The organism is Paraburkholderia terricola (genome assembly GCF_900142195.1).
GTDB classification, from domain to species: Bacteria; Pseudomonadota; Gammaproteobacteria; order Burkholderiales; family Burkholderiaceae; genus Paraburkholderia; species Paraburkholderia terricola.
The window spans coordinates 43,024-67,663 of sequence record NZ_FRAB01000012.1; the positions used below are offsets into that span (position 1 = coordinate 43,024).

The following is a 24,640-nucleotide window of genomic DNA, read 5'->3' on the forward strand; positions in this document are numbered from 1 at the left end:
TCGGTCACGAGCGGCATTCCGGCGGGGCGAGATTCGACGGCAAGGTGGGCGCTTCAGCGGGTGCGGGACCGGCGCCCGGCGCCGGCAGCGACGACGCGGCTTTACCTCCGGTGAAGCACTCCCACGTCAGCGAGCCCGCCTGCATGGCGCCCTTGCTCAACGCGACGCGCGCGGTCGGCGCATCCGCGTTGTCTGGAACCGATGGTACGAGCGCGAGCGTGTTCGAGCCGGCCGGCGCAACGCGCGTCGTGAAGGCGACGGTGATCTGGCCGGTATCTTCGTCGACGCGAACGGACTCCACGTTGCGCGTGGCCGGCGGCGACGCATAACCGCCGCCGAACGCATTGCCGCTCGCGGCATTTTCGGCCACCGCGAGCCGCGCCGATGCGGCGAGCGACAGCCCCTCGCCCACGCGGCTGCGAGCCAGATAGTCCTGGTACGCGGGAATCGCGTAGGCGGCAATCACACCGACAATCGCCAGCACGATCATCAGTTCGATCAGCGTGAAACCGAAGCCGACGCGGCGGAATGCGCGCGTGAGCCGCGCGGACCAGCGCGCTCGCATAAACGTGGAACGCGAGCGCGGCACGGCGTGGGAATAAGGGGAATACGGCAAGGTAACGATCATCTGCAAGCTCCTGAAACGAAAAAAACGCCTGCCCCGCGAATCGGGAACAGGCGTTTCAATCGTAGCCAGCAGCGCTTCTTTCACCCAGTCGGCCGAATGGCTAACGTTGGGCCGGCGCGGCGGCGCGGGCCGCGCTCACCACAAGACGCCGCGCGTTTCACTCCGCTCGAGATCGAACCTCAAGCCGCCGCGCGATGGGCATTGCGGCGCTTGAACAGATAACCGACGATCACGACGAACAAAGCGCCCGCGATGCACATGCCGTACTCGGCTGCGGGCGTATCGAGGATCGGCCAACGGTCGCCCGCCGGGTCGTTGATGATGAGGCCGCCCGCGATCCAGCCAAGCAACGCGGCGCCGAGCGTGATGACGATCGGAAAGCGGTCGAGCAGTTTGAGCACCACCTGGCTGCCCCACACGATCAGCGGAATGCTCACCACGAGACCGAAAATCACCAGCGCGAGACGGTGCTCCGGATCGGCCGCCTCAGCCGCGCCCGCAATCGCGATCACGTTGTCGAGGCTCATCACCGCGTCCGCGACGATGATCGTCTTGATCGCCGACATCAGCTTGTCGGCCGGCTTGACGTTCTCGTGGGGGTCATGCGCGGGCGCCATCAGGCGCACGCCGATCCACAGCAACAGGAGGCCGCCGGTAAACTTCAGCAACGGCACGTCGAGCAGCGCCACTGCGAACGCGATCAGCGCCACGCGCAACAGAATGGCGCCGACCGTGCCCCACAACACGCCCTTCGTGCGCTGTGCCGGCGGCAAGTTGCGGCAAGCCAGCGCGATCACGACGGCATTGTCGCCGCCGAGCAGAATGTCGATGACGATGATCTGTATGACTGCGCCCCAATGGAGCGTGGCGAAAAACTCGAGCATGAGTAAAAGAATAAGAAGAAATCGGACACGGGGCCAATAAAAAAGCGGAGGAGTCTAAAAACTCCCCCGCTTCTTAGAACCGCACGCTGACGAAAGGACTCCGTAAGCGTATCAAAAACACGCCGGCATTGCAGGCGAATTTCGACTTACAGCATCGCCTTCAGAAGACGCGCCATTTCCGACGGGTTCTTCGTGACCTTGATGCCGCAAGCGTCCATGATTTCGAGCTTCGCTTCGGCCGTATCGGCACCGCCCGAGATCAGCGCGCCGGCGTGGCCCATGCGCTTGCCCGGAGGCGCCGTGACACCGGCGATGAAGCCGACCACCGGCTTCTTCATGTTGTCCTTGATCCAGTACGCCGCGTTCGCTTCGTCCGGACCGCCGATCTCGCCGATCATGATCACGGCGTCCGTATCCGGATCGTCGTTGAACATCTTCATCACGTCGATGTGCTTCAGACCGTTGATCGGGTCGCCGCCGATACCGACCGCCGACGACTGGCCGAGGCCGATCGCCGTCAGTTGGCCGACTGCTTCATACGTGAGCGTGCCCGAACGCGACACGACGCCGATGCGGCCCTTGCGGTGGATGTGACCCGGCATGATGCCGATCTTCAGTTCGTCCGGCGTTATCGTGCCGGGGCAGTTCGGTCCGAGCAGCAGCGTCTTGCGATTTTCGCGACGCATGCGGTCCTTGATCTCGATCATGTCACGCACGGGAATGCCTTCCGTGATGCAGATCGCCAGATCCAGATCGGCCTCGACCGCTTCCCAGATCGCAGCCGCGGCGCCTGCCGGCGGCACGTAAATCACCGACACGGTCGCGCCCGTTTCAGCCTTGGCTTCAGCGACGCTCGCGTAGATGGGAATGCCTTCGAAATCTTCGCCGGCCTTCTTCGGGTTCACGCCCGCAACGAACGCTTCGCGGCCGTTTGCGTATTCACGGCAAGCACGCGTATGGAACTGACCGGTCTTGCCGGTGATGCCCTGCGTGATGACCTTGGTGTCTTTGTTAATCAGAATCGACATGTATTGACCTCTGTTCGTTTGGCGCCGCGCGGTGGCGCCACGAGGCGGGATGTTCTCCGCCCGCGTCGCTTACGCGCCGCCATTCGTAATCCTGGTTAATCCTGGCAAAAAACCGTGGACTAAGGCTTACGCCTTGCCCGAAGCGGCCGCGACGACCTTCTGAGCCGCTTCTTCCATGCTGTCCGCCGCGATGATCGGCAGACCGGATTCAGCGAGCATCTTCTTGCCGAGGTCCTCGTTCGTGCCCTTCATGCGGACGACGAGCGGCACCTTCAGCGACACGGCCTTCGACGCCGCGATCACGCCTTCCGCGATCACGTCGCAACGCATGATGCCGCCGAAAATGTTGACCAGAATCGCCGTCAGGTTCGGGTTTTTCAGCATGATCTTGAACGCTTCCGTGACCTTCTCGGTCGTGGCGCCACCGCCCACGTCGAGGAAGTTCGCCGGTTCGCCGCCGAACAGCTTGATGGTGTCCATCGTTGCCATGGCGAGGCCCGCGCCGTTCACGAGGCAGCCGATGTTGCCGTCGAGCGAGATGTACGCGAGGTCGAACTTCGACGCTTCGACTTCAGCCGGATCTTCTTCGTCCAGATCGCGATACGCGACGATTTCCGGATGACGGAACAGTGCGTTCGAATCGAAGTTGAATTTCGCGTCCAGCGCGATGACCTTGCCGTCGCCGGTCAGGATCAGCGGGTTGATTTCGGCGAGCGATGCGTCGGTTTCCCAGAATGCCTTGTACAGACCTTGCAGGATCGCGCGCGCTTGCGGGATCGATGCGTCGGGCACGCCGATTTTCTTCGCGAGGTCGTCGGCTTCGGCGTCTTTCAGGCCGGTCGACGGGTCGACCGCAACCTTGTGGATCAGCTCGGGCGTCTTTTCCGCGACTTCCTCGACGTCCATGCCGCCTTCGCTCGATGCCATCACGACGATCTTCTGCGAAACGCGATCGATCACGAGGCCGACATACAGTTCCTTCTTGATGTCAGCGCCTTCTTCGATCAGCAGGCGATTCACCTTCTGGCCTTCCGCGCCGGTCTGGTGCGTGACGAGCTGCATGCCGAGGATCTGGTTCGAGTACTCGCGAACCTGTTCCAGCGTCTTGGCAACCTTCACGCCGCCGCCCTTGCCACGGCCGCCCGCATGGATCTGAGCCTTCACGACCCACACCGGGCCGCCGAGCTCTTCCGCGGCCTTGACCGCATCATCCACCGAGAAGACCGGCTTGCCGCGCGGTACCGCGACGCCGAATTTCCGCAGGATTTCCTTACCCTGGTACTCGTGAATCTTCATGCGTGATTCCCTTCAGTCTGAGAGTTGGATTGAACTTCGTTTCCGTCGCCGCCGTTCATGCCGGACGCGTTGCCGCCCTCGCCCTCGTGGCGGGCCGCTCCATCTGACGATGCGCCGCGATCCGCTGTATACGGAGCGCGGACATACCAGCGCGGATAAAACTGCTGCACCGCCTCGCCGTCGAAACGCAGCGCGTGGCAGCGTCCCAACTGGAATGGCGGTTTGTCGTTGGAATGCTCGCCCGCGCCGCTGGACGATGCGCGTTCTGAACTGGCGCTAGCGCCCGGCGCACCCTCGTTGATGTTCCACACGTCCCCGGCGAACGCCTGGATCGCGACGGTCGGCAGGAGCGCGCACAACTCGGTGAGATGCGTGCAGCCGGCCGTGCCGGCCAGCAAACGGGCGGCATCACGACGGAAGTTGCGGAACAGATTGAGCCCGATGAGGGCACGGTAGGCGGGATTGCTGGCTTGGCACAGACCGGGATAGGGCACCCAGTCGGACGACGCCTCGGCGTCGACGACATTGAGCTTGCGATCGATGGTGATGCGAAGCCAGAGTTCATGAATCGGCTGACCATGAGGCCGGACGCCCGACGCAAGCACCACGTCGCGCGGTTTTTCGTCGGTCAAGCACGCTTCCACATCCCACAGGCCATCGGCTCGCTCGTAGGCTTCCGCTCTGATTGCGCGACGGTGGCGCAACTGACGGGACACTGGCGGGGAGAGCGGCATGCGGAAAGGAAAGGCCGGATTGGAAAACCGGTGAATTTTAGCATACTGGGTATTTGAGACAGGTCGGAATGCGCGGCGACGCCCAGCGGGCCGGGGCGAGCGAGCAGCGCCCGCTGGCTACTCGCCGCTCCACTCCTCGTCGATACCTTTGAGGATCTTGCCGATCGTCGCGCTCGAAAAACCGCGCGACGCCAGAAAACGCGCCTGCTTCGCGCGTTCGGCGGGCGTTTCGGGAAGCTGGCCGAATTTCTTTTGCCAAACGGCTCGAGCTCGCGCGAGTTCGGTTTCGCGCAATTGCGCGCCGGCTTCCTCGACTAGCGCCGGGTCGACCGCGTGTTGCTTCAATTCGCCGACGATCCGGCTCGCGCCCAACCGCGACGAGCGCCGATGAACCAGACTTTCGGCGAAGCGTGAATCGGACAGCCAGTTTTCCGTTTCCAGTGAATCGAGCAAGGTGTCGAGCGAATCGGTTTCCTCGACGAACGGTTTCAGCTTGCGCGCGAGCTCGGCGCGGCTGTATTCACGGCGAGACAAATAGCCGAGCGCGCGCCCTTTTAGCGAACGGGCCGGGCGTTGGGATTTCTTCGCTTCGGCTTGATCCGGCTTCGCTTCGCCAGGCGCGCGACGCGAGCGGGTGTAGGTGGTTTCGGTGACTGAAGCGGCTTCAGAAGAACCCGAGGGGCTTCCGGAAGGATCAGAAGTAACACGTGGGGAGGAGTCAAACTGCGCGCGCCGCGAGCGACGGCCCGCGGCGCGATCATGTGCGTCGAACGATTCGGACGGGTCGAACGGATCGTTCGAATCGCCGTTACCGTCACGCGGGCCGCCCGCGTTGCATCCAGCATCGGACAACGGCCGGCCCTTGCGTATCACGTGATGGTTACTCTTCTTCGCCCGCGACTTCGGCGCCCGCCCCGGTCACTGCTTCGGCCATGGCGTTCACACCCAGCGATTCGCGGATACGATTTTCAATTTCACGAGCGATATCAGGATTCTCGCGCAGGAATTCGCGCGCATTGTCCTTGCCCTGACCGATACGTTCGCCGCTGTAGCTATACCAGGCACCCGCCTTGTCGACGATCTTGGCCTGCACGCCGAGGTCGATGATCTCGCCCTGGCGCGAGATACCCTCGCCATACAGAATGTCGAAAATCGCTTCGCGGAACGGCGGCGCCACCTTGTTCTTGACGACCTTCACGCGCGTTTCATTGCCGATCACTTCGTCGTTCTTCTTGATCGAACCGATGCGGCGAATGTCCAGGCGCACCGACGCGTAGAACTTCAGCGCGTTGCCGCCCGTGGTGGTTTCCGGATTGCCGAACATCACGCCGATCTTCATGCGGATCTGGTTGATGAAGATCACGAGGCAGTTCGTGCGCTTGATCGTGCCGGTGAGCTTGCGCAGCGCTTGCGACATCAGACGCGCTTGCAGACCTGGCAGCGAGTCGCCCATTTCGCCTTCGATTTCGGCCTTCGGCACGAGGGCCGCGACCGAGTCGATCACGATCATGTCGATCGAGCCCGAGCGCACCAGCGCGTCGGCGATTTCGAGCGCCTGCTCGCCGGTGTCCGGCTGCGAGACCAGCAGGTCGTTCACATTTACGCCGAGCTTGCCCGCGTACTGAATATCCAGCGCGTGTTCCGCGTCGATAAACGCCGCCGTGCCGCCGATCTTCTGCATTTCGGCGATGACCTGCAGCGTCAGCGTGGTTTTACCGGATGACTCCGGGCCATAGATTTCGACCACACGGCCACGCGGCAAACCGCCGACGCCCAGTGCGATGTCGAGACCGAGCGATCCGGTTGAGACCACCTGGATGTCTTCGACTGCCTCACCTGCGCCGAGCCGCATGACCGACCCCTTGCCGAACTGCTTTTCGATCTGCGCGAGTGCGGCAGCGAGTGCCTTGCTCTTTTCAGCAGTCAGTCCAGCCGAGCCTTTCTTGCTTTCTTCCATGAATCGTCCTTTGCTATGATGAACGGCGTCTGAGGCAGGTGCGCAGCGCGTTTTCAACGAACGGCGCACGAAACTCAGACACTGTATAAAAAAACAGTGGTTTTGGCAAGCACGATTCCATGCGAACGCGCATATTTACTCTCGCGCTACCCCACCACCCACAATAATTTTCGGAGACCGCTGTGCGCCGCGGGGACACCCAAGGTGCCGGCAAGGCCAAAGCTGGCGCACCATGCGAATTCTGATTGCCGAAGACGACAGCATACTCGCGGACGGTCTGGTTCGATCACTCCGCCAATCGGCCTATGCCGTCGATCACGTGAAGAGCGGCGTAGAGGCCGACACCGCCCTGTCGATGCAAACCTTCGACCTGCTGATCCTCGATCTCGGCCTGCCGCGCATGTCCGGACTCGAGGTGCTGCGCCGCCTGCGCGCGCGCAATTCGAACCTGCCGGTGTTGATCCTGACCGCCGCGGACAGCGTCGACGAACGCGTCAAGGGCCTTGACCTCGGCGCCGACGACTACATGGCCAAACCCTTCGCGCTGAACGAACTCGAGGCGCGCGTGCGGGCGCTGACCCGGCGCGGCGCGGGCGGCGGCCCGACCGTCGTGCGGCACGGCTCGCTGTCGTTCGACCAGGTTGGCCGCATCGCCTATGTCAACGAACAGGTGATCGACCTGTCGGCGCGCGAGCTGGGCTTGCTCGAAGTGCTGCTGCAGCGCATCGGCCGCCTGGTCTCGAAAGAACAACTCGTCGACCATCTGTGCGAATGGGGCGAGGAGGTCAGCAACAACGCGATCGAAGTCTACGTGCACCGGCTGCGCAAGAAGATCGAGCCGAGCGGCGTGCGCATCATCACTGTGCGGGGCCTGGGATATTGCCTCGAGAAGGCGGCGTCGCCCGCGAACGTGAACGCCCACGCCGGCGAGAGCGAGGGCGCGCCGCCGCCCCCCGCCGGGCCCGAACCCGAGCCGCCGTCGGGCCCGATGCCGGCGAGCCACCATTTCAAATAGGGAACACCCCATGGCCGCTCGCGCAGATCGCCCCACGGCGCACGCGGCGGACCTCGACGAAGCGCGCGACGAGCGCTACGCCAATCCGTTCGCCCCGCCCGACGAGACCGAAGCCGCCGCCGCGGCGCGTCCGCGCTCGCTGTTCGGCGAGATTCTCGACTGGATGCTGGCGCCGCTCCTGCTGCTGTGGCCGATGAGCCTCGCCGTCACCTATCTGGTCGCCAAGTCGATCGCCAACGGGCCGTTCGACCGCGCGCTCGAAACCGACGCCTATGTGCTCGCGCGCCAGATTCATCCGGTGAATGGCGTGGCGGAGCTGTCGCTGCCCGATTCCACGCGCGATTTTCTACGCACCGACAATGTCGACAGCCTGTTCTATCAGGTGCTCGGCACGCGCGGCGAACTGGTCGGCGGCGAGCGCGACATGCCGTTGCCGCACGAGGACGACCGCCCGCCGCCCGGCCTCGTCGAATTCCGCGACGACGTGCTGCACGGCAACGACATCCGCGTCGCCTATACGACCGTCGAGTTTCCGCAGACGCCCGGCGCGCAGCCGGTGCTGGTGCAGGTCGCCGAAACGCTCGACAAACGCAGCCAGCTCGCCAACGACATCATCAAGGGCGTGATCCTGCCGCAGTTCGTGATCCTGCCGCTCGCGATCCTGCTGGTGTGGTTCGGCCTGTCGCGCGGACTCGCGCCGCTGCATGCGCTGCAGGACCACATCCGCGCGCGCCGCCCCGACGATCTGTCGCCGCTGGAAGCACGCCGCGCGCCGCCCGAGATCGAGCCGCTGGTCACGTCGTTCAACGATCTGCTCACGCGCCTCGAACAGAACATGGAATTGCAGAAGCGCTTCATCGCCGATGCCGCGCATCAGATGAAAACGCCGCTGGCCGGCCTGCGCACCCAGGCGGAACTGGCGTTGCGCCAGGACGTCTCGGCGGAAGTTCATCGCTCGCTCGAACAGATCGCCACCAGTTCCGAGCACGCGGCGCGGCTCGTCACGCAGTTGCTGGCGCTGGCGCGCGCCGAGAACCGCATGTCGGGGCAGATTTTCACCACCGTCGAGGTCACCGAGGTCGCGCGCCATGCCGTGCGCGACTGGGTTCAAGCCGCGCTCGCCAAGCAGATGGACCTCGGTTACGAAGCGCCCGAGGAACCGGTCGAAGTGGACGGCAATCCGGTGATGCTGCGCGAAATGCTGTCGAATCTGATCGACAACGCGATCCGCTACACCCCGGCGGGCGGACGCATTACCGTCAGGGTGCGGCATGAGGCGGCAGCGCGGCGCGTCCATCTCGAAGTCGAGGACACCGGCATGGGCATTCCGGCGGCCGAGCGCTCGCGGGTGATCGAGCGCTTCTACCGGATTCTCGGCCGCGAAGGCGACGGCAGCGGCCTTGGGCTTGCGATCGTCCGGGAGATCGCCACCATGCACGGCGGCGAACTGACGATCGAGGACAACGTCTATCAAACCTCGCCGCGGCTTGCCGGAACGCTGGTGCGTGTCAGCTTGCAAGCGCACGAACCGGCACGGGACTTACCCTAACGCTGCCTGAACGCTGAACCGGACGGCGGCAATTATTGAGACGCGTTAGCCGCGCGTTTGCGTGTTTTAGACCAATATTGGACGGCGTTAGCCAAAATTCACCGCATGAACGACGCAACCCTGTTCACCCCGCCACGTCAGTAGCCCGTAAGTTTCCATTCCAATAATCGGTTCCACGGGGACGCCTTGCCGGCGAACCGCGTGCATATCAATATTGGAGACGACACATGGCTACCGTTGGCGGGCAACTCTCGCATACGCCGATGACGCGAGAAGAGAAGCGGGTGATCTTCGCATCGTCGCTGGGTACGATTTTCGAGTGGTACGACTTCTATCTGGCCGGTTCGCTCGCGGCTTTCATCAGCAAGAGCTTTTTCTCCGGCGTCAATCCGACCGCCGCCTTCATTTTCACGCTTCTCAGCTTTGCCGCTGGTTTCGCGGTGCGGCCGTTCGGCGCGATCGTGTTCGGGCGCCTCGGCGATATGGTCGGGCGCAAGTACACGTTCCTCGTCACGATCGTGATCATGGGTCTGTCGACGTTCCTCGTCGGCTTCCTGCCCGGCTACGCGGCGATCGGCATGGCTTCGCCAGTGATCTTCATCGCGATGCGCATGCTCCAGGGTCTCGCGCTCGGCGGCGAATACGGCGGTGCCGCCACTTACGTCGCAGAACATGCGCCGGCGGGACGCCGCGGCTTCTACACCGCATGGATCCAGACCACCGCCACGCTCGGCCTGTTCCTGTCGCTGCTGGTGATTCTCGGCGTGCGCACGGCGATGGGCGAGGACGCGTTCGGCGTATGGGGCTGGCGCATTCCGTTTATCGCGTCGATCGCGCTGCTGGCCGTGTCGGTGTGGATTCGCTTGCAACTGCATGAGTCGCCGGTGTTCGAGCGCATCAAGGCCGAAGGCAAGACCTCCAAGGCACCGCTGTCGGAAGCATTCGGCCAGTGGAAGAACCTGAAGGTCGTGATCCTCGCGCTGATCGGCCTGACAGCCGGCCAGGCCGTGGTCTGGTACACGGGTCAGTTCTACACCCTGTTCTTCCTGACGCAGACGCTGAAGGTCGACGGCGCGAGCGCCAACATCCTGATCGCGATCGCTCTCCTCATCGGCACGCCGTTCTTTCTGTTTTTCGGTTCGCTGTCGGATCGCATCGGCCGCAAGCCGATCATCATGGCGGGGTTGCTGATCGCCGCGTGCACGTACTTCCCGTTGTTCAAGGCGCTCACGCATTATGCGAATCCGGCGCTGGAAACCGCCACGCTGAAATCGCCGATCGTCGTGATCGCGAATCCGGACGAATGCTCGTTCCAGTTCAACCCGGTCGGCACGGCGAAGTTCACGAGTTCGTGCGACATCGCCAAGAGCGCGCTCTCGAAGTCGGGCTTGAACTACGAGAACGTCGCGGCGCCGGCGGGCGCGCTCGCGCAGATCAAGGTCGGCGACACGGTGATCAACACGTATGACGGCAAGGCCGCCGACGCCAAGGAGCAAGGCAAGACGTTCGACAAGACGCTCGCGACGACGCTGAAGACGGCCGGCTATCCGCCGAAGGCCGATCCTTCGCAGATCAACTGGCCGATGACCGTGGCGATCCTGACGATCCTCGTGATCTACGTGACGATGGTGTACGGGCCGATTGCGGCAATGCTGGTCGAGATGTTCCCGACGCGCATCCGCTATACGTCGATGTCGCTGCCGTATCACATCGGCAATGGCTGGTTCGGGGGCTTCCTACCGGCGACCGCGTTCGCGATCGTCGCGGCGAAGGGCAACATCTACTCGGGGTTGTGGTATCCGATCGTGATCGCGCTCATTACGTTCGTGATCGGCATTCTGTTCGTCAAGGAGACCAAGGACTCGGACATCTACGCGAGAGACTGAACACGGGGTGTCCGGGGCTGCTTTGAAAAAGTAGCGCGCCGGGGGTTGACAGCCTCCGGCGCTATCCCCATAATCTCGCTTCTTTCGGCGAATTAGCTCAGTTGGTTAGAGCGACGGAATCATAATCCGCAGGTCCGGGGTTCGAGTCCCTGATTCGCCACCAGTTGCAAGAAAAAGCCCGCTTCGGCGGGCTTTTTTTCGTCCTTGATTTTTATACGGTTTCTGGCAATTCGAGGACGCGGCGCGTTTGGCCGATAAGCTCGCCGGTACAACCTGCTGGTACAAACCGGGCTCGCAGGGAGGTCCACATCCGGATGGACGACGAATTGGCAAAAACTGTACGTGTGCCGTCCGCGCGGTACTTCGGTGCCTCGATTTCGCGCTGTCATCCTGGACAGTTTGCGCCCCTACGCTGACGGCCAAAAATATTCAAGCGGACACTGGGCAAAGACCCGTCGCGACAGCGCGAGCGGCGGCGACTATTTCGGTTTGGACTGACTGACGGCGTTGCACGCCCGTCGACGACCACCTCGCCGCCGGTACCGCGCCGATTCTCGACTTGCAGGGGAGAACGGACGCAGTGGCGCCCCGTCGGTTCTCATAGCTTCTCAAGTCCATGCTCGGCGACCGCGTGACGGTAGTCGTATTGCCGAATGCGGGACACGCGATGGCGCCCGCGCAGCCCAAAGCGATGGCTGATGCGATCTCAACGTTTGCAAAGCGAGTCAACCAATAACGCGACGCTTGACGCTGGGGCAGCGAAGCGGCCCTGGCGTCTTGCGAAAGAACGAGGGAACAGCAATCACGTGCTAACCAGCGTGGCAGACGCAGACTGCTAGCGATGTCTGTTCTAATCGGCAGCAAAGACCACGGCTGCGGTATCGCCGACTTCCGTAAAGCTTCGGACAAAGCGATAGGCTTGGCTATCGATATGAATCTGGTTCCCGCCCGAGGCGGTTAGCTCGAGCATGTCGTTTGCAAGCGAAGTTGCGATCGTGCCAATCTGCTTCAGGTCTTCGGGCAAACCTGCTGGGTCGCCCAAATAGACGGTACACGCATCGACCGTGTGTCGCATCATCACGATGCTTGTCGCGCTATCGAGTGCGCGCTCAAGATACCCGGCGAGAATTCGCAGCGATTCCGGTACCTCTGCGCCATAAGCGTTCGCTAAGCCAATATCGTCTGTCACTTTGAACTCCTTCGGCCGTTCGGGCCATGTGAGCGGCTCGTGTCTTTTTTCCACTGACAGGCGGGTGGGCCGCTTCCGTCCTAACCGACGGTGATGCAGCACACGGCTCGGCTGCCAGTCAGGCTTACATCTCACCGGGACCGTGCATCATCCGATGATGACTGCGGCGGCGTCGTGTTCATGCGAGCATACGTGATCCGCGTCCCCGCTCGGAATCACGCAGCGGCGGTACGGACCCGCGCTATTCGCGTTGGTGAGATTCGCCATGCGAGAACATCCGCCGCTTTGCGGTTGGAGACTTCGAGCCAAGTCACGACCCGCCTTTGTACGTCTCAACGAAGCTCGCGAGGTCTGCCCAGTTCGGTGACGATAGCAGCTCCGGATGGTCCTGTTGCACCTTTAGCGCGACGCGACGAAAGGCCTGTGCACATGCAGAGAAGCCGGTCGATCGTGAGACAGAAGACGCACCAACGTGCGCCGTTCGTGGTCAGCCAATCGTCAACCCGCGACTGCTCTGGAAGAAAATCAGACACGTTGTCGCTAATCGCACGCTCGCCTGCCATTGCCATCAAGCGATTGGCCTGGGTGCCCGTCGGGAGCGGCGCAAACCAGCTATCGCAAACGGTGAAATTCCTTGCGAAAAATCATAAACAGGCAGCGCGTCGGCGGTGTAATAGCCCATCACCATCGATAGGTCGGCCGGTGGTGGGTTCGTGTCGCGTAGACGTATCCGTCGTATTGCGAATGCTACTTGCGGATGTGGATCTGACGAAGAACGTCCGAGAACATGTCGCTCGCCGCTGACCGTGAGAGATTTACGCCTTGCGCTCGAATTCCCATAGTGCCGGCTGTTGACGGAGAGTCCCATTCCGGTCCGGGGCGAAAACATCTGGCATACGCTCTCCCTGGCGCACTAGCACGCCGGGGACATTGTGGCCTTGTGCCTTCCAGATACCGGTTTCGGGGCAAATCTGACCGGTACGTACTGTCACAGGCCCAGTGTCCAGCGAGGTCGGCTGAGACTGTTGGCGTGCATCGAAATCCCGTGCGAAGTCAACGAGGTCCTTCGGGTAGGCGACGTGGTCGCGAAAAGGCGTGTCGTCGAGTTCGAGAAGAAAAGTAGCGGCAGCCGCCTCCACGGCCCAATAGCCAACGTAGGCGCCGCCCTCCTGCTCGTTAGCCTTCAGGTGGCTATCGTGCCAAGGCGCGTCATTCATGGCTGCGTACCAGGCCTCAAGATACGCAGCGATATCTCGAATGCTTTCCTCTTCGGAATCGCGGTAGAAACTGTTAATGAGTAACCGATAGGGTCGGTCATGAAACCATTTGTCAACATCGTACCGGCCATCCATGCCATATGACAGGAGGTCTTCATAAAGTGTGTCCTGCGCACGGTAGAACGGGTCCAGCATGTTCGAAAGACGCGGGAGCAATTCGGTGCGATGCAGGAGAAGGCAAAGGCTGATGAGCTGCATTGCCTTGTCGTACTCGCCAATCTCCCCAAACATCAGGGGTGGGACACTATCGTCCTTTATTGCATCGCGGTTCAGCGTCGTGTACGACTCAAGCGTATCGACCAGCAGTGGCAATTCATCTCGCAAGGCGATCAGACTTTTTCCGCCAGTGAACTCCAGTAGAAATCGACGATGAGCATAGGACGCCCGGTACCTTGCCGCGAGCGCTTTGCGCTCTGTTTCCGTCGAGCCACTGGGCGCTTCATGTCGGGCCCAATACTCGATCTGTTCGGTGAGTTGCGGCAGCAACCAGTCGTAATACCGCTTGCTCAGGAATCTTTGACGCCTTCCTGCTTCAAAATCGTCCATGAATCGGGTCTCTTAAACTGATTGCCGTAGTAGTTTGCGTTGCTTTTTTTCGACTGCAGCTTGCACTTCCGCATCGCGGTAATGATGCGTCGAAGGTACCCCGTGGTCCGAATGGCTATGTTCGTCTCCCTTCAGCAGAGCAGCTTCATGCTCGACTGCCGCCGGTAAATAGAACGGCACATACAGGATGTGTCGAGAATAACCTTCAATCAAAATCTTGGCCGCAACTGTCTCAAGAACCGCTTTGCTTAGGTTCGTTTCTATCCATTGATGGCTCATCTGAACCATTTTTCCCGTACTTTTCTTCGGCTCCGCCTTGCCCTCGAGAACATCCGGCGGTGGAGCTTGAGTCCGGGGCCGATTACGCCCGCCGCCCGGCTTGCCGCCGGCGGGCGGCGACACAGCAGCGGTCTGCTGGTCATCCGCAGGCGGTTCAAGGAGTTCATCAGCAGACGGGCGCACTGCATCCTTGATGCGTGACGCCAGGCCAAGCTTCGGCGACATATTCCGCTTTCCTTCCGGGTCCTTCATCGGCTTGTCGACCTTCGACGACTTCGCCTCCACGATAGCAAACGGCTTTCCTTCGTTCGTTCCGGGGTTCGCGCGCCATACACCGTCAATACCGTGACCTCGTGGCCGCAAATCGAACAGCTTGTTCAGCTTGCCGTGGTCATTCAGTTTCCCCGGCACATCGGCGCCCGGCTCATGCGACCATTTGCCAAGCAGCCCCTGGTCATGCGCTTCCCATCCCTTTCCCCATCCCAGAGTCTCATAGCAATAATAGTCAGCAATATGCTCGCCGAGGACGCCGGTGACTCCGTTTGTGATGTCGGCCACCGCGAGCTTTGCGTTCACCACACCCGGACTCGACGATGCCGATGGCCGGTTATGCCCCTCTTCAGCCTCGACCCCCACTTTCCCCGGCTTGTCAGTTTCCTTGCGACGCTCGAGCGTCGTCTGCGCCGACGAGTTCGGCTGCTTCTTCTTCCAATGAAGGAGCTTGCGCTCGAGGAACTGCGTCAGCCAGTACGGCAGGTTGGTTTCCACCCATACGAGCGCCTGCCTGAACGTAGCCTGCGCCGCGACCGGCATCTCCCTGAACAACCAGGATTTCTCGATGTGCTCACGCGCACCGGTCAGCACGGTCTTCAGGCCCGACGCGTCGAACAGCTTGTCGACCAGTTCTTCCGGGCTCGTGTGAACGCCCGCGCGCTGCAGCACCAGCCGGAGGATATCGAAGAGCAGCGGTCCGTAGATGTCGGACTTGTGATTGACGAGGCGGAACGTGCGCTTCACGCCGGCGCCGACCACCGGCACCCATCCGACCACGGCAAACACGAGGTCGATGCCCGCCTCGACCTTGACCATCTCGTCGGTGCTGTCGCGACTGTTCCACACTGTCCAGACACTCTCGCTCGTGTCGTACACGTTCTGTGCGACGTAGAAGAGCGGAAACGCATTCGAAGCCATCGACAGGCCAATCTGCTCGACCGCGTCCTCGATCGCCTGTTGGTCGTTATCGCTCATTGCACGTCCGGCCGGCCAGAGAAACGGTTAAAAAGACTTGCGAGATTCTCGTGAGTGATTCCGTCATGGCCCGCTGCGTGGAGTTCCTTCAGAACGTCGTCCGGCGCAAGCTCCGTTGCCGCCGGAAGCGGTGCCCGGGTGAAGGGACGCGCATCCTCACCGAAGAATGCCTTCACGGGGCCCGGCGGTACATCGTGCAGCACTGCATAGCCATTCGCATCGAGCTTGCCGGACATCACCCCACCGTTTTCGAACATCACCTTGTACGGCGCATTCGGTACGGGTTTCAGCGAATCGTCGGCGAGATTCAGTTCAAGCCTGTTGTGCAAGTCCCCCTTCGGCAGCACAGGCATGTCGTAATTGCCCTGCGTCGGACCATTGAACGAATGCTGGCTACCCTTGATGTCAATCTTTCCGGGGGCGTGAATTTCGATGTTTCCGCCCGAGATGCGGATGTAAGCGCCGCCCGAAGTCAGCAGGATGTCCTGCTTCGCCGCCATTTCGATTTTTTCGGTCGCGGACAACAGCTTGACCGTCTTCTGCGCGGTCAACTCGACATTGTCGGTATGGGCCCGAATCTCGACCTTGCCCTTCGCGGCAAAGAGCTTCATCCCAGCATGCTGTGCAAAAAGACTGATGCGCTCGGCAACGCTCGCGATAAGCGACTTGCCGGTCGCAATATGAGCGCTCTGGCCGCTCACGATATTCAGTTGTTCGTCGGCGGCGATGTGGGCGGTTTGCTGCGTCGACAGGGCGATGCCGGCCGGGCTGGCGAACAGCATGACAGGTTGCCTGAACGCATTCGCATTGCCGGTGCCGCCGCCTGCCGTCCGGCCGCCCGATGTCGCGCCCGACACGCTGTCCTGCGTGGCTTCGGTAAATGCCTTCAGCGCGTCGCGCCCATCCTTCAGGCTCGCGGCCTGATGGGTGGTGCTTGCATCCGACAATGCTTCGAGCACGCTTTCCGCGTTAACCAACTGCTGTTGCGCCTGCCGCGCTTCAAGCTGCTGAACCGCGCTCCCCGTGCCGGGGTGCGTCGAGACATACAGCCCTTTTGCTGCCCGAATGGCGCCGTAGGCGTCGGACTTCAGGTCGAAGCCGCTGCCGAGATAGCCGCCCCGCGTATTGCCGGTCTGCTCGATGAGATAGCCCAGATGCAGGTGTGCGTTGGTGCTCGACGAATATAGGCGGACGCGATTCTGGCCGGTCGCGTCATCCATGACCATCTCGTTGTAACCGCTACCCTGGTATTCTTTCGACCGGTAGCCTGAGAGCAGTCCGTTCGAGTGCCATTGCGGCCTGGTCGCACCGTTGTACACGCGTCCTGTCACAATCGGGCGGTCGCAGTCGCCCCCGACCCAGTCGATCACGACCTCCTCGCCAATGCGCGGAATGTGGACGGCACCATATCCGCCACCGGTGTCCGAATAGGCCGCCCGCACCCAGCAAGATGCTTTCTCATCGCCATCGTTCAGGCGGTCCCAGTGCATTCGCACCTTGATACGATTCAACGAGTCGGTATAAACCTCCTCGTTCGCTGGCCCGACCACGGTTGCCGTCTGCAGATACATAGCCGGCTTACGGTGTTCGAGGGGACTGTGAAACGGCACGGCGCGGCGTTGGGCTTCGATTTCGACCAGGAAGAATCCCTCGCTGCCGTCCGCATGAGGCACGAGACGCGAATCCGTCGTCGCGGCCTTGACGGCCCGCTTCGTCTCAAGCTCCCGCTTCAGGCTATGCGGGGAATCCGGCGTTTGGCTGGACACCGGCAAGTTGTTCTCGATGAACCACGCGGTCTCGATAACGACGAACTGCCGGTCCTGCTCGCTATCCCGGTCGTGTTCCGGATGGTCGGTCAGTTCGAACCAGCGGCCGGCATCCGCCCGCCGCAACCCACCGACGCCGTAAAAACGCTTTGCCCGCGATTCCCATTCCTCCATGCGGATTTTGGAGAGCTGGTCGCCACGCTGCTGCTCACCGTAGGTATACGCGCCCGTGTATTCGTATACTTCGGCCTGCTGCGGCAGGTTGCCCTGATTGTCCAGCGTGGGAACACTCGTACCTTTCGGGTTCCCGGAGGTCGGCGGTGACCTGTAATCGAACGTACGAGTCGTCAGCGTCGTACTCTGCAGAGCGCGCGTGCCGCTCCACTGCACCAACGCGTCCGCCTCGCCGCCTGTGCCGGCCCGATAAAACGGCACGCTCTGCGGTGATAACGCCGGCAACGAAAACACTCGATCGGTGATAACAAGCATGTGCGACTTGCCGTCCGCCGCCTGCTCGAAATATCCGTACAGGCCCTCGGACTCCATCAGGCGATGAACGAAGTTCCAGTCGTCTTCATACTGGACACAGAACGAGCGCGAAGGAAGCTGCGTTTGCAGGTCGAAGCGGAATGCGCCTTGTGCCTGCGGATGGCCGTTGAATACTTCGATCAGAATGTCTTCAGCGGTCTTTTCCTGAAATATGCGTGCGTCCTTCCGGAATCGCAGCAAATGCAACCACGAAGAGAAAACCAGTTGGTAGCCGACAAGGCCGCCGTCAGACCCAAGCCGCCGTGCGGTATGCACATAACCGTGGTGAGGCAGATAAGTCTTGTCGGTCTGTTGAATCCAGAGCGTGACAGACTGGGCAATGAGCGTTTTCAGTTCAAGCGAATCGCGCAATGAGACCACATCGACCATAAATTCAAAGTTTCGGCCGATACGCGACTTGCCAATAACCCGTTGAGGCACCAGAACGTCGGCGCCAAGGGGCGTGTCCAGCCTCAGCAGCCTTTCGGTTTGATTGATGCCCGCGTTGATTGCCGCAGCAAGGTCCTGCGCACCCATCTTTCTGGTCTCCGGAAAGTTCAAATCTCGAAGCGTCCGAAATCATATGATGAACGCGAATATCGCACAATACTGCGTGCGCGCCGCGCTTCGAATGGCACGTGAATTACATATTCCAACCAATATTCATTGCTCTATCGGTAGCTTCCAGAAATACCGTTTCACGAACGTGACGCCCACTAAATTACATATGTATTCATGCAATCAGCACCTTCAGATTGTTAAATATTGCAATTCAAGGCTCCGCTTCTCGTTATCGCTTCATACTGCCTTCGTTTCCGGTTTGGCATTAGCCAAAGGCTGCACAAATTGAAAACGGAAACAGCGGACACGGATTTCAAGGACCAGCACGGGAATCAATCGAATTTTGCCGTTTATACAAAATGAATAGAAAGAGAAAGGGAATTCGTTGCGCGTCCAATAGGACATCCGCAAAGGCCACGCTTTTACCCGCGACGCTGGAGTCCGTCCGTTCGGTTTCGCTACGCAATCACCTGGCGCTCGCGGCATTGCGTGCAGGCGACGGAAACGGACACCTGCTCAGCGACCTGATACACGTGCTGTACATGGCCTGGTACCTACGGGAGGCCGGCTTCGGAACCGCCGACCACGCACTGTTTCACGAAGCTGCCGAGGCGCTTGAGCGCAGCGCGGCACGAGCGACAGCAGCCGATGTCTGGCAGGTTAGCCCGGACGATGCGGCAAGTCTGGAACGGCTGCTGGCGCTCCATGACCAGCAGTTGGCGAGTACGCCTGTCGGCGTCATGCTCGGGGCACAAAGGCGGCTATTGCGATTCGCAACGAGTGACCGGAAAACGCCTTGGCACGACGCGGGGCCGTGACCAGCGAGGACGATCCCGTAGCGCTCACGCGCGGCTGTGGACAAACGCTGCGGACACCGCGCGCGAAGTCCGACGAACTGACATCACTACAGCCGACGAAGACACCTAATCAAATCGAGGCGGCGCTAGAGCCGTCCCTGAAACCGATTGTAAAACCAGGCGCAACGGCTACCCGAAGCTGCTATCTTGAGAACGATGGTAGCCGCGAAGCCAAGCCGGACAAGGGTCACCGGCCATCTGCCGCGAGTCCCTGATTCGCCACCAGTTGCAAGAAAAAGCCGCTGATCCGCAAGGTTCAGCGGCTTTCCTGTTTTGGCCTTCCAAACAGCAACTTCAAGGAGGTTTCTTGATGACGTTCCGCACTGCCGCGCTTGCCGCGGCCACCGCTTCCATCGCGCTCGCAGGCAGTGCTTGCGCGCTTACGGCTCACGCGCAGACGCCGTCCGACAGCCAATGGCGTCCGAGTTCGATGACACTCCCCACCTTGCTGCAGAACGGCTACCGCATCGTTGCGGTCGTCAACGGCGCGCAAGGCGCTGCCGGTCCGGCCGATACGATCTTCGTTCAGCGCGACCAGAGCGCCTTCAAATGTATCGACTCACAGCAGCCGGACGCCAAGGCGAAACCGTCGACACCGCCGCCAGGGTGCTTCGAACTGGTGCCGCCGTCGGGAGCGGCCGCTGCTTCCGAAGCAAAGTAAGCGCGTCAGCGTGAGCGGCGCAAGAGCGGTTGCGCGCTCAACCCACGCTCGCGCTCCGCTCAACCTTCCGCAAGCCGAGACTCACGCCTCGATCCGCCCGCGCGTCACGCCGAGCAAACCCGCCATCGCCTCGCGCGCCGCGGCGGCGTCGCGATCGCGAATGGCCTCGAACACCGCCGTATGTTCACTCAGCGACGCATTGAACACCTCCGCGCGCTTGGCATTAAGGCGTAACTGCGCTTCGAGCGTGCGCTCGATCAGCGTGCCGAGCGGGATCAGCAATTCGTTGCTGCACGCGATCAGCACGCTCAAATGAAATTGCAGATCGGCACGCACCCATTCGTCGACGTTGCGCGCCGCCACCATCGCCGCATGAGCCGCCGCGAGCGCATTGAAAGCCTCGTCAGTGCGCGACGCCGCCGCGAGAGCCGCCGCATACGGCTCGATCATCTCGCGCATCTCCTGCAATTTGAGCGCGAACGCAACGGGCTCGGCGACTCGCGAGTACCAGTCGAGCACATCGACGTCGAGCAGATTCCACGCGTGCTTCGGCCGCACGCGCGTGCCGACCCGCGGACGCGATTCGATCAGTCCTTTCGAGGTCAGCGTGCGCAGCGCCTCGCGCAACACCGTGCGGCTCACGCCGAAGGTGTCCATCAATTCCGCTTCGCGCGGCAGGATCGAATCGGGCGCGTAGTCGCCGCGCAAAATCGCGGTCGCCAGCATATGGGCAACGCGCCCATGCAGATCGTGCTGAATAGGTTTCTCCAAACGGCCTTGCGGCTCTATCGACATCGGCAGGCGGAGCGTTCGAGATCAGCCGGCACTTCGAGGCTCACCAGCACTGCTTCGGCCCGGTGCCCGCAACGACCAGCGCTTCGCCACTATGTGGCAAATAGTACTATTAATAGTACTGAAGCGCGCTTTTGTTGTAGCATGTGGATCCCCCGAATCGTCAGCAGACGCGCAAGCCGCAAGGAGACGCACACCATGAAAATCACCAAGCTCGAAACCTTCATCGTTCCGCCGCGCTGGTGCTTCCTGAAGATCGAGACCGACGAAGGCATCGTCGGCTGGGGCGAGCCGGTGGTCGAAGGCCGCGCGCATACGGTCGCGGCAGCCGTCGAGGAACTGTCCGACTATCTGATCGGCAAGGATCCGCTGCTGATCGAAGACCACTGGCAGATCATGTATCGCGCGGGCTTCTACCGCGGCGGCCCGATCACGATGAGCGCGATTGCCGGCGTCGACCAGGCGCTGTGGGACATCAAGGGCAAGCATCACGGCGTGCCGGTTCATGCGCTGCTCGGCGGCCAGGTGCGCGACAGGATCAAGGTGTATTCGTGGATCGGCGGCGACCGTCCGAGCGACGTCGCGAACAACGCGCGCGCCGTGGTCGAACGCGGCTTCAAGGCGGTGAAGATGAACGGCTCGGAAGAGCTGCAGATCATCGACACCTTCGACAAGGTGCAAGGCGTGATCAACAACGTCGCGGCGGTGCGCGAGGCGGTGGGGCCGAACATCGGCATCGGCGTGGACTTCCATGGCCGCGTGCATAAGCCGATGGCCAAGGTGCTGGCGAAGGAACTCGATCCGTACAAGCTGCTCTTTATCGAAGAGCCGGTGCTCTCGGAAAACGCGGAAGCGTTGCGCGACATCGTCAATCAGACCAACACGCCGATCGCGCTGGGTGAACGCCTGTATTCCCGCTGGGACTTCAAGCACATTCTGGCGGGCGGCTACGTCGACATCATCCAGCCGGACGCGTCGCACGCGGGCGGCATTACCGAGTGCCGCAAGATCGCGTCGATGGCCGAAGCCTACGACGTCGCGCTCGCGCTGCATTGCCCGCTCGGCCCGATTGCCTTGGCCACCTGTCTGCAGATCGACGCGGTGAGCTACAACGCGTTCATCCAGGAGCAGAGCCTCGGCATCCACTACAACCAGGGCAACGATCTGCTCGACTACATCAAGAATCCGGAAGTCTTCAAATACGAAGACGGTTTCGTGTCGATTCCGCAAGGCCCCGGTCTCGGCATCGAAGTGAACGAAGAGAAGGTGCGCGAGATGGCGAAGGTCGGGCACCGCTGGCGCAACCCGGTGTGGCGCCACGAAGATGGCAGCGTCGCCGAATGGTGATTGTGTGAAGCAACGCCGCCCGCGGGCGGCGTTGTCGTATTAGCGGGCACGTTACGGTGACGGGACGCACGCGCGGCGACCGTCACGCGACACGCCGCAACACGGGTCGGAACACGTGTTTTCCGGCCGTTACGCCGCGCGGCCCCTGCTCCGCAGAGCCTTACACAACAAAGGCCCTTACGTCGCGATCGGCCCGGCCTCAACCCAGCGCGGCAAACGCCGGCACGCTATGCGACAACGCCGCCGCCGCGACGAACACGCCGATGATCGCCAGCGCTTCCAGATACAGGATGTTTGCGAAGGTATGCGCGTCGATTGTCGCGGCCGTGCGACGCAGGCGCGGCAGCGCCACGAAGCGGTTGAGCCCGCCGAGCACGAGCGCCAGCGCGACAAGCGCAAGCTTGAGCATCAGCACGTGACCCCATGCGCTAAATTCGAGCGCTTCGAACGAGCCGCCCGACCCGCGCACCGCATTGAATACGCCTGAAAACAGCACGAGCACGACCGCCACCACCGAGACGTTCGACATCTGCGTCGCCGTGCGGATCAGCATTCCGCGCGCGGTCGACGTGCCGAGCGCGGGCATCACCGAAAGCCCGCCCGCCATCGCGAGCCCGCCCCACACGCTCGTCACGAGCACGTGCAGTGTTTGCATGGCGATTGCCGCCGATGCGAGCCCGGCGTCGGCCGCATGACCGAGCGATGCCTTGCCCGCCGCGATCGCGACCACCGCGAGCCACAGCAGCGCATTGCGCAGCATGCCCGTATGACTCGCCATCGCCGTGCCGAGCAATACGAGGGCACCCGCGAACGCAACACTCCAGCCATATCCGACATGCGTTTGCGTGAGCACCGTCGGCACCACGCCGATCGCGGCAGCCAGCCCCACACCGCTCATCGAGGCCGCCTGATACAGCAGCCAGCCCAGATCCGCGAGCACCAGCACGACGGTGGCCGTCAACATCGCCCGTTGGGCGCGCAACCAGCCTGGCCGCGCGGGTGCGATCTTGGCTTGGGCATCTTTCGCGAGCCACGCGCCGAACAACGCCGACCCGACGGCAAACGCAAACGCGACGTTCATGAGCGCGGCCATGGCGACCTGCCCGATCCAGAGTCCGTCCATGCTCATTTGACGGTAAACGCAAAGTCGCCCTGGGTACGGTGGCCGTCCGTGGCGACCGCCGTCCAATGCACCGCGTAGCGGCCCGCGCTCAACTGCGGCAGCGGCAGGTGCAAAACCTTCGCATCCTGGCTGTCGACCTGGGACGCAGCCGGTGCGGCCGACTTGCCGCTCGCGTCGGCGAGCGCAATCTTGCTGAAAGCCGGTTCGAGCGGCTCGGTGAAGCGGATCGTCACTTGTGTGGGCGCGGCCACTTCGGCGTTCGCCGCGGGCTCGCTCGACACCAGATGCGCATGCGCGAAAGCCGTGGACGTCGCAAGCAGCGCCGTGGCGCCGAGCGTCAACACAAGCAGCCTCGGGCGGGAGAAATTGGATAGCTTCATGTAAGGCCGATAGCGGATAAACAGGAAAACGATGGAGGCGGAACCAGCGCGGTCTGAGCCACGGGGACACTGCGAGCCCGCAAGTGTACGCTTCGATGCCGCCCTCGCGGCTCGGTTCAACCTGCTTTATCACGCGAGACGCCGGGTACAACGCCGGCGTCCGCGATCGCGCGGATTGGTCCGCGACAACGTCAAATTCGTCCTGATCCGACACTGCGCGTCAAACTGTCGCACGACTGTGAGGACTGGAACCTTCTCTAATGTGGCAAATAGTCACCATGAGCCTTCGATGATAGAATGCTGCGTCGCCGCAGCGCCGGCTGCCCTTCACACCGAGCCGCTCGAAGTTCGGTCAGGTCCCCGATTTTGATGGAGTTACGCGTGTCTTCAAGACGCATTTTCCGCCCGTTGCTTGCCCTTCTGCTGATCGGCTCCGCGGGTGTCTATAGCGCTGCGAAAGCGCAGACTCAACCGAAGGCCCCCGATACGATGGAAGCGCGCGTGCAAGGTTGCACGGCCTGCCACGGCACGCATGGTCAAGGTACTGATAACGACTATTTCCCGCGTCTCGCCGGCAAGCCGGCCGACTACCTGTACAACCAGTTGCAGAATTTCCGCGAAGGTCGCCGCAAGTACCCGCCGATGAACTACCTCGTCACGTATCTCTCGGACGACTACCTCCATCAGATCGCCACGTACTTCTCGCAGCAACGCCCGCCGTATCCGCAACCGGCCAAGCCGACGGTGTCGGCGGCCACGCTTGCGCGCGGTCAGCAGATCGTGCTGAAGGGCGACGCATCGAAACAGATTCCGGCTTGCGCGGCTTGCCACGGCAAGGGCTTGACCGGCATGGAACCCGCTATTCCGGGTCTGGTCGGCCTGCACTCCGATTACATCAGCGCCCAGCTCGGCGCCTGGCGCTCGGGTTCGCGCCACGCCATCGCGCCTGATTGCATGCAGACCATCGCAACGCGCCTGACCGATGAAGACGTGAACGCCGTCGCTGCATGGCTTTCCACGCAACAGGCCCCACAAAACCCCGTGCCGGCTCCGGCCCGCTCGATGAAGACTCCGCTTGCCTGCGGCAGCGAACCGCAATAAGGCACCAG

At 62.0% G+C, this 24,640-nt stretch carries 21 protein-coding genes, 1 tRNA gene and 1 pseudogene; 8 read left to right on the forward strand and 15 right to left on the reverse strand.

Going from position 1 to position 24,640, the window contains the following annotated elements:
• Positions 1–4 precede the first annotated feature (4 nt).
• From BUE39_RS12790 to recA, 7 genes are all read right to left on the reverse strand, one after another.
• A complete protein-coding gene (locus BUE39_RS12790) occupies positions 5–628 on the reverse strand; it encodes a pilin (RefSeq protein ID WP_073429042.1) in 624 nt (207 codons plus the stop codon).
• A gap of 179 nt (positions 629–807) precedes the next feature.
• Positions 808–1,512 carry a TerC family protein gene (locus BUE39_RS12795; RefSeq protein WP_073429043.1) on the reverse strand — a complete coding sequence of 235 codons (705 nt, stop codon included), beginning with the start codon at positions 1,510–1,512 and terminating at the stop codon, positions 808–810.
• Between the two features lie 146 nt (positions 1,513–1,658).
• The gene (gene sucD, locus BUE39_RS12800; protein ID WP_073429044.1) at positions 1,659–2,540 is read right to left on the reverse strand and encodes a succinate--CoA ligase subunit alpha; all 882 of its coding nucleotides are present in this window, start codon (positions 2,538–2,540) and stop codon (positions 1,659–1,661) included.
• 126 nt (positions 2,541–2,666) lie between these two features.
• The gene (sucC, locus tag BUE39_RS12805; protein ID WP_073429045.1) at positions 2,667–3,836 is read right to left on the reverse strand and encodes an ADP-forming succinate--CoA ligase subunit beta; all 1,170 of its coding nucleotides are present in this window, start codon (positions 3,834–3,836) and stop codon (positions 2,667–2,669) included.
• The gene (locus tag BUE39_RS12810) at positions 3,833–4,570 is read right to left on the reverse strand and encodes a DUF2889 domain-containing protein (protein WP_073429046.1); all 738 of its coding nucleotides are present in this window, start codon (positions 4,568–4,570) and stop codon (positions 3,833–3,835) included. The genes sucC and BUE39_RS12810 overlap by 4 nt, the downstream gene beginning before the upstream one ends.
• A gap of 117 nt (positions 4,571–4,687) precedes the next feature.
• Complete coding sequence (gene recX / locus BUE39_RS12815; protein ID WP_073429047.1) at positions 4,688–5,443, reverse strand: recombination regulator RecX; 756 nt, start codon at positions 5,441–5,443, stop codon at positions 4,688–4,690.
• A 7-nt stretch (positions 5,444–5,450) separates the two neighbouring features.
• On the reverse strand, positions 5,451–6,527 hold the full coding sequence (gene recA / locus BUE39_RS12820; RefSeq protein ID WP_073429048.1) for a recombinase RecA: 1,077 nt from the start codon (positions 6,525–6,527) through the stop codon (positions 5,451–5,453).
• A gap of 232 nt (positions 6,528–6,759) precedes the next feature.
• Between recA and BUE39_RS12825 the strand changes: the two genes are divergently transcribed.
• The 4 genes from BUE39_RS12825 (at position 6,760) to BUE39_RS12840 (ending at position 11,140) form a co-directional block, all read left to right on the forward strand.
• Positions 6,760–7,542 carry a response regulator transcription factor gene (locus BUE39_RS12825; protein WP_073429049.1) on the forward strand — a complete coding sequence of 261 codons (783 nt, stop codon included), beginning with the start codon at positions 6,760–6,762 and terminating at the stop codon, positions 7,540–7,542.
• A 10-nt stretch (positions 7,543–7,552) separates the two neighbouring features.
• Positions 7,553–9,091, forward strand: a complete 1,539-nt coding sequence (locus BUE39_RS12830; protein ID WP_073429050.1) for a sensor histidine kinase — start codon at positions 7,553–7,555, stop codon at positions 9,089–9,091.
• Between the two features lie 227 nt (positions 9,092–9,318).
• A complete protein-coding gene (locus BUE39_RS12835) occupies positions 9,319–10,977 on the forward strand; it encodes an MFS transporter (RefSeq protein ID WP_073429051.1) in 1,659 nt (552 codons plus the stop codon).
• 86 nt (positions 10,978–11,063) lie between these two features.
• Positions 11,064–11,140, forward strand: a tRNA-Met gene (locus BUE39_RS12840).
• Positions 11,141–11,827: 687 nt separating this feature from the next.
• On the opposite strand, the gene BUE39_RS12850 is transcribed toward BUE39_RS12840, so the two are convergent.
• The 5 genes and pseudogenes from BUE39_RS12850 to BUE39_RS12870 form a co-directional block, all read right to left on the reverse strand.
• Entirely contained in the window at positions 11,828–12,166 is a 339-nt protein-coding gene (locus BUE39_RS12850; protein WP_073429052.1) for a hypothetical protein, read from the reverse strand.
• A 332-nt stretch (positions 12,167–12,498) separates the two neighbouring features.
• A pseudogene (locus tag BUE39_RS35425) lies at positions 12,499–12,756 on the reverse strand (hypothetical protein); the annotation flags it as partial.
• A 225-nt stretch (positions 12,757–12,981) separates the two neighbouring features.
• Positions 12,982–13,989, reverse strand: a complete 1,008-nt coding sequence (locus BUE39_RS12860; RefSeq protein ID WP_073429053.1) for a PoNe immunity protein domain-containing protein — start codon at positions 13,987–13,989, stop codon at positions 12,982–12,984.
• A gap of 12 nt (positions 13,990–14,001) precedes the next feature.
• Positions 14,002–15,516, reverse strand: coding sequence for a hypothetical protein (locus BUE39_RS12865; RefSeq protein ID WP_073429054.1), 1,515 nt, complete (start codon positions 15,514–15,516; stop codon positions 14,002–14,004).
• Complete coding sequence (locus tag BUE39_RS12870; protein WP_073429055.1) at positions 15,513–18,347, reverse strand: type VI secretion system Vgr family protein; 2,835 nt, start codon at positions 18,345–18,347, stop codon at positions 15,513–15,515. The genes BUE39_RS12865 and BUE39_RS12870 overlap by 4 nt, the downstream gene beginning before the upstream one ends.
• Positions 18,348–18,730: 383 nt before the next feature.
• Here BUE39_RS12870 and BUE39_RS12875 point away from each other — a divergent pair, with 383 nt between their 5' ends.
• A complete protein-coding gene (locus BUE39_RS12875; protein ID WP_073429056.1) occupies positions 18,731–19,189 on the forward strand; it encodes a hypothetical protein in 459 nt (152 codons plus the stop codon).
• A gap of 349 nt (positions 19,190–19,538) precedes the next feature.
• The gene (locus BUE39_RS12880; protein ID WP_073429057.1) at positions 19,539–19,889 is read left to right on the forward strand and encodes a hypothetical protein; all 351 of its coding nucleotides are present in this window, start codon (positions 19,539–19,541) and stop codon (positions 19,887–19,889) included.
• An 81-nt stretch (positions 19,890–19,970) separates the two neighbouring features.
• On the opposite strand, the gene BUE39_RS12885 is transcribed toward BUE39_RS12880, so the two are convergent.
• Entirely contained in the window at positions 19,971–20,684 is a 714-nt protein-coding gene (locus BUE39_RS12885; protein WP_073429058.1) for a FadR/GntR family transcriptional regulator, read from the reverse strand.
• A gap of 195 nt (positions 20,685–20,879) precedes the next feature.
• Between BUE39_RS12885 and dgoD the strand changes: the two genes are divergently transcribed.
• Positions 20,880–22,028, forward strand: a complete 1,149-nt coding sequence (dgoD, locus tag BUE39_RS12890) for a galactonate dehydratase (RefSeq protein ID WP_073429059.1) — start codon at positions 20,880–20,882, stop codon at positions 22,026–22,028.
• A 199-nt stretch (positions 22,029–22,227) separates the two neighbouring features.
• On the opposite strand, the gene BUE39_RS12895 is transcribed toward dgoD, so the two are convergent.
• Positions 22,228–23,157, reverse strand: coding sequence for a CopD family protein (locus BUE39_RS12895; protein ID WP_073429060.1), 930 nt, complete (start codon positions 23,155–23,157; stop codon positions 22,228–22,230).
• Entirely contained in the window at positions 23,154–23,531 is a 378-nt protein-coding gene (gene copC, locus BUE39_RS12900; protein WP_073429061.1) for a copper homeostasis periplasmic binding protein CopC, read from the reverse strand. Before copC ends, BUE39_RS12895 begins: the two co-directional genes overlap by 4 nt.
• Before the next feature lie 369 nt (positions 23,532–23,900).
• On the opposite strand from copC, the gene BUE39_RS12905 reads away from it, so the two are divergent.
• Complete coding sequence (locus BUE39_RS12905; protein ID WP_073429062.1) at positions 23,901–24,632, forward strand: c-type cytochrome; 732 nt, start codon at positions 23,901–23,903, stop codon at positions 24,630–24,632.
• Positions 24,633–24,640: the final 8 nt, after the last annotated feature.